Here is a 4752-nt window from a genome sequence, read left to right as displayed (position 1 = left end):
CGCCGGCGACCGGCAGCCGGTTCTCCGCCGGGGCGATGGGGCACGTCGCCGCGTCGGTGAACGCGCACGGCAGGTTGGCTGCCCGGGTGAAGTTGAGCGTGACCGAGCCGTCGGCGGTCGGCGCGGCGACCTCGAGGATCCGCGCGGCCGGGTAGGTCGTCACGCCGCTGGTTCCGTCGGTGAACAGCACGCGCAGCGGACCCGAGCCGTCGCCGAAGGCGACGAGGCGGTGCTCGGCGCCGTCGTGGGTGAAGCGGATCAGCCCGGCCGCGCTGTGGTGGTGCTCGAGGCCGTCGACCACGGCGCCGGTGGTGACGGTCCGCACCTGATCGAAGGCCTCGAAGCGGCCCTGCAGCACCCACTCCGGCGCAGGCTCGTACGCGGGGATTCCGGTGAAGGCCGTCAGAGCCGGCGACTTCGGGTCGTGGATGCGGACGGCGAACCGGCCGGTGCGGCGGATGATCTCGGCGTAGCCGTCGCCGGCCGCGACCCGGACACCGGGTGCGCCCTCGATCGGCTTGTGCACCTCGGTTCCGCCGTCGGATTCGAGGAGCACGCGCTCGCCGTCCACCCGCCACAATCCGGGCACCTCGTCGAGGATCGTGGGCTCGGTGTCCAGCCAGTACAGCCCGGTCAGGCTGAGCCAGCCGTCCGGGCGGCGCAGCGCCTCCTCGCGGGCTGCGTGCCAGCTCCGCCAGTCCTCGGTGAACGTCTCTCGGTCGAGTGTGGTGGTCACGATGCCTGAACTCCTTCGTCGATCTCGTGCGGGTGGCGCAGGTCGAGGTGACTGCGCAGGGTGGTGCCCTCGTATTCGGTGCGGAAACTGCCGCGTTCCTGCAGCAGCGGCACGACCTTGTCGACGAATTCGTCGAGGCCGCCGGGGGTGAGGTGCGGAACCAGGATGAAGCCGTCGCTCGCGTCGGTCTGCACATAGCGGTCGATCTCGGCGGCGACGTGATCGGGGGTGCCGACGAACTGCTGCCGCGCGGTGACCTCGATGATCAGTTCGCGGATGCTGAGCTTCTCGGCCTCGGCCTTCTCCCGCCAGGCCAGCGCGACGGCGCGCGGATCCTTGGCGTGGCGGACGCGGCCGCGCGTGATGTTCAGGTTGTCCTCCGGTTCGACGTCCGGCAGCGGCCCTTCGGGGTCGTACCCGGACAGGTCGCGGCCCCACACCTGCTCGAGGAACGCGATCGCGGTCTGCGGGCTCACCTGCTGCAGCCGGATGTGGCGGGCTCGCTCGGCCGCGTCCTCCGCGGAGTCGCCGAGGACGAACGTCGCGGCCGGAAGGATCTTCAGGTCGGCGTGGCTGCGCCCGTACTTCGCGAGGCGGCCCTTGACGTCGGCGTAGAAGGCGTGGCCCTCCTCGAGGGTGCCGTGGCCGGTGAAGATGGCGTCGGCCTTGGCGGCGCCGAATTCGCGGCCCTCGTCCGAGTCGCCGGCCTGCAGGAGCACCGGGTGTCCCTGCGGGCTGCGTGGCACCTCGAACCGCCCGGAGATGTCGAACTGCGTGGTGTGGATGTCGAACGGAGCGATGTCGGAATCCGCCGCGAAGATGCCGTTTTCGCGGTCGACGACCGGTGCTCCGGGGCGCCAGCCGTCCCACAGCCGCCGGGTGACGTCGACGATCTCGTGGGCGCGGACGTAGCGCTGCGAGTGGTCGAGATAGCCGCCACGCCGGAAGTTCTCGCCGGTGAAGGCGTCGGAGGAGGTGACGAGGTTCCACGCGGCGCGGCCGTCGGACAGATGGTCGAGGGTGGCGAACTGCTTGGCCAGTTCGTACGGCTCGTTGAAGGTGGTGTTGATCGTGCCCGCGAGCCCGAGGTGGGTCGTCGCACCGGCGAGGGCCTCGAGAACCGTAAGGGTGTCGGGCCGGCCGACGACGTCGAGATCGTGGATGCGGCCGCGGTGTTCGCGCAGCAGCAGTCCCTCGGCCAGGAAGAAGAAGTCGAACAGTCCGCGTTCTGCGGTCCGGGCCAGGTGCAGGAAGGACTCGAAGTCGATCTGGCTCTTCGATTCGGGATCCGCCCACACGGTCGTGTTGTTGACGCCCGGGAAGTGCGCGGCCAGATGGATCTGCTTTCGAACGGTGTTCTGCGGCATGGTTGTCGGCCTCCTCAGGCGGTGGCGTAGCGGTTGACGGGGCGCGGCAGGCCGAGACGGTCCCGCAGGGTTCCAGTGGACGTCGGGTCCTGCCGCCGCAACACCGGCAGGACCCGTTCGGTGAGCGCCGCGACCGTGCCGGCGAGGGCCAGCGGACGTAGCACCACGCCGTCCAGGCCGTCCACGTCCCCGAGGAGTGCGAGCAGCCCTGCCGGGCCGCCGCGGTAGAACAGCGACTCCGGCGTGTAGGCAGCGCCGGCCCAGTTCTCGAGCTGGGCCAGGTCCGCGGCGGCGGTGGCGTCGTCCGCGGCGAGCAGCACGTCGATGTCGAGCAGCACCGCCGGTCGCCGATCACCGGCCTGCGCGCGCAGGCGCTCGGCCAGGTTCGCGGCGGACCCGAGGTCGGCGGCCTCGATACGCACGAGATCGGCGCGTTCTGCGGCGAAGTCGAACGACTGCTCGTCCGCTGCCGCAACGGCGACGAGGGGCAGGCCCTGGGGTGACCGGGGCGTGATCGACGGACCTTTGACGGAGAAGTGCTCGCCGACGAAGTCGATGTAGTGCAGCTTGTCCCGGTCGACGAACCGGCCGGTGGCGACGTCGCGGATCTCGGCGTCGTCCTCCCAGCTGTCCCACAGGCGGGCCGCGACCTCGGCGGCCTCGGCGGCCTCGGTCCACAGTGAGCCGGTGCCCTGGGTGCCCTTGCGGCCGAACAGGGCGGCCCGGTCCTCACCCTCGGAGACGGCGACCTGCCACCCCGCACGGCCGGCCGTGGTGTGGTCGAGGGTTTGCACGGCCTTGGCCACGTGGAACGGTTCCGTGTGGGTCACCGTCGCGGTGGGGATCAGCCCGATCCGCGAGGTGACGGCGGACAGCCGGGCGGCGACGCCGACCGCTTCGAGCCGGCCGCGCACGGTGTCCGCACCGGAGTCGATACCGAACGAGTCGGGGAGGAAGGCCAGGTCGACGCCGGCACGATCCGCGCTGCCCACGATATCCGCCCAGTAGCGGGCGGTGAACACGTCCTCCGCGCGTGAATCCGTGCGACGCCACGAATGCGGATGCGAGCCGGTTCCGCGGAATTCGAGGGCGAGCAACAACTGTGAACTATCGGGCATGCCGAACCTTCCCTGGAATGGCATCGAGCAGCAGTTTCGTGTACTCGTGCTGTGGTCTGTCGAAAATCTCTGCGGTGGTCCCGGATTCGATGATTTCGCCGGACCGCATCACCGCGACGGTGTCGCTGATCTGCCGGACCACGGCAAGATCGTGGGAGATGAACAGGTAGCTCAGCCCCAGCTCGTCCTGCAGGCGGGCGAGCAGGTCGAGGATCTGCGCCTGGACCGACACGTCGAGCGCGGAGACGGGCTCGTCGAGCACGAGGAGTTCCGGGTGCAGCGCGAGCGCGCGGGCGATCGCCACGCGCTGTCGTTGTCCGCCGGACAGTTCCGCGGGTCTGCGCTCGAGGTGTGCCGTGCTCAGCGCCACCTGCCCGATCAGCTCCGCAACACGTTCGGCGCGCTCGCTTTTCGTGCCGATGCCGAAGGCTTCGAGCGGTTCGGCGACGACGTCGCGGATGCGGAGCTTGGGATTCAGGGCCGCATAGGGGTTCTGGTGGACGATCTGCACCCGGCGGCGGAGCTCGCGCAGGTCCCGGCCGCGCAGCGCGGTGATGTCCCGCCCGTCGAACCGGACCTGCCCGGACGTGGCGGATTCCAGTCGGATCGCGATGCGGGACACCGTGGACTTGCCGGAACCGGACTCGCCGACCAGGGACAGAGTGCGACCGCGCGGAACCGAGAAGGAGACGTCGCGCACCGCCTCGAGCGACGTGCGCCGGTCGATGCGGAAGGTCCTCGATACCCCGGACACGGTGAGCAGGGGTTCCGCGGGTCCGCGGCCGGGCCGGGCCGCGGTGCCGGCGAGGCTCGGTGCGGCGGCGACGAGCGCCCGGGTGTACTCGTGCCGGGGGTTCTCGAGGATCTGCCGGGCCGGCCCGGTCTCGACGATCCGGCCCTGGCTCATCACGACGATGCGGTCGGCGCGGTCGGCGGCGACGCCGAGGTCGTGGGTGATGAGCAGGACCGCGGTACCGGTCTCGGCGATGCGGCTGTCGAGGTGGTCGAGGATGCGCCGCTGCACGGTGACGTCGAGCGCGCTGGTCGGCTCGTCGGCGATGACGAGGTCCGGCCGGCATGCGAGCGCGATGCCTATGAGCACGCGCTGCCGCTGCCCGCCGGACAGGTCCTGCGGGTACTGCCTGGCACGGAGTTCGGGATCGTCGAGGCCGGCTTCCGCGAGGATGCGCCGCGCGTCGATCTTCGCGGTGCGCCGGTCGGCGCGACCGTGGATACGCAGGACCTCGGCGACCTGGTCACCGATGCGGACGACCGGGTTCAGGGACGTGGTGGGGTCCTGGGGCACGAGTCCGATGCGGGCACCGCGCACCTTCTCGAAGGCGCGTTCGGGCAGGGTGTCCAGTCGCTGCCCGTCGAACGTGACGGTGCCGCCGGTGATCCTGCCGCTGCCCGACAGCAGGCCCAGGATCGCGTGTGCGGTCGTCGACTTGCCGGAACCGGACTCGCCGACCACCGCGACGACCTCACCCCGGGAAAGCGTGAAGCCGACCCCGTCCACCGCGGTGACCGG

Annotated in this window: 4 protein-coding genes; all 4 read right to left on the bottom strand. The window is 70.9% G+C overall.

The window, feature by feature from the left end; genetic code table 11:
* The coding region (locus OEY_RS28395) for a DUF1684 domain-containing protein (protein ID WP_010594211.1) at positions 1-736 on the bottom strand (736 nt) is incomplete at its 3' end.
* Positions 733-2103, bottom strand: a complete 1371-nt coding sequence (locus OEY_RS0112510; protein WP_010594210.1) for an NtaA/DmoA family FMN-dependent monooxygenase — start codon at positions 2101-2103, stop codon at positions 733-735. The genes OEY_RS28395 and OEY_RS0112510, both read right to left, overlap by 4 nt.
* Positions 2104-2117: 14 nt before the next feature.
* Complete coding sequence (locus OEY_RS0112505) at positions 2118-3221, bottom strand: LLM class flavin-dependent oxidoreductase (protein WP_029540020.1); 1104 nt, start codon at positions 3219-3221, stop codon at positions 2118-2120.
* On the bottom strand, positions 3211-4752 hold a 1542-nt coding region (locus OEY_RS0112500), incomplete at its 5' end, for a dipeptide ABC transporter ATP-binding protein (protein ID WP_010594208.1). The genes OEY_RS0112500 and OEY_RS0112505, both read right to left, overlap by 11 nt.

This window comes from Rhodococcus sp. P14 (assembly GCF_000256505.1).
GTDB classification, from domain to species: Bacteria; Actinomycetota; Actinomycetes; order Mycobacteriales; family Mycobacteriaceae; genus Rhodococcus; species Rhodococcus ruber.
The sequence above is the reverse complement of the archived record's forward strand: the minus strand, read 5'-3'. Positions and strand labels throughout refer to the sequence as shown.

Bases quoted from the DNA above. Each gene is read 5' to 3' on its own strand.
- OEY_RS0112505 (WP_029540020.1), bottom strand. From the start codon at position 3,221: ATGCCCGATAGTTCACAGTTGTTGCTCGCCCTCGAATTCCGCGGAACC.
- OEY_RS0112510 (WP_010594210.1), bottom strand. From the start codon at position 2,103: ATGCCGCAGAACACCGTTCGAAAGCAGATCCATCTGGCCGCGCACTTC.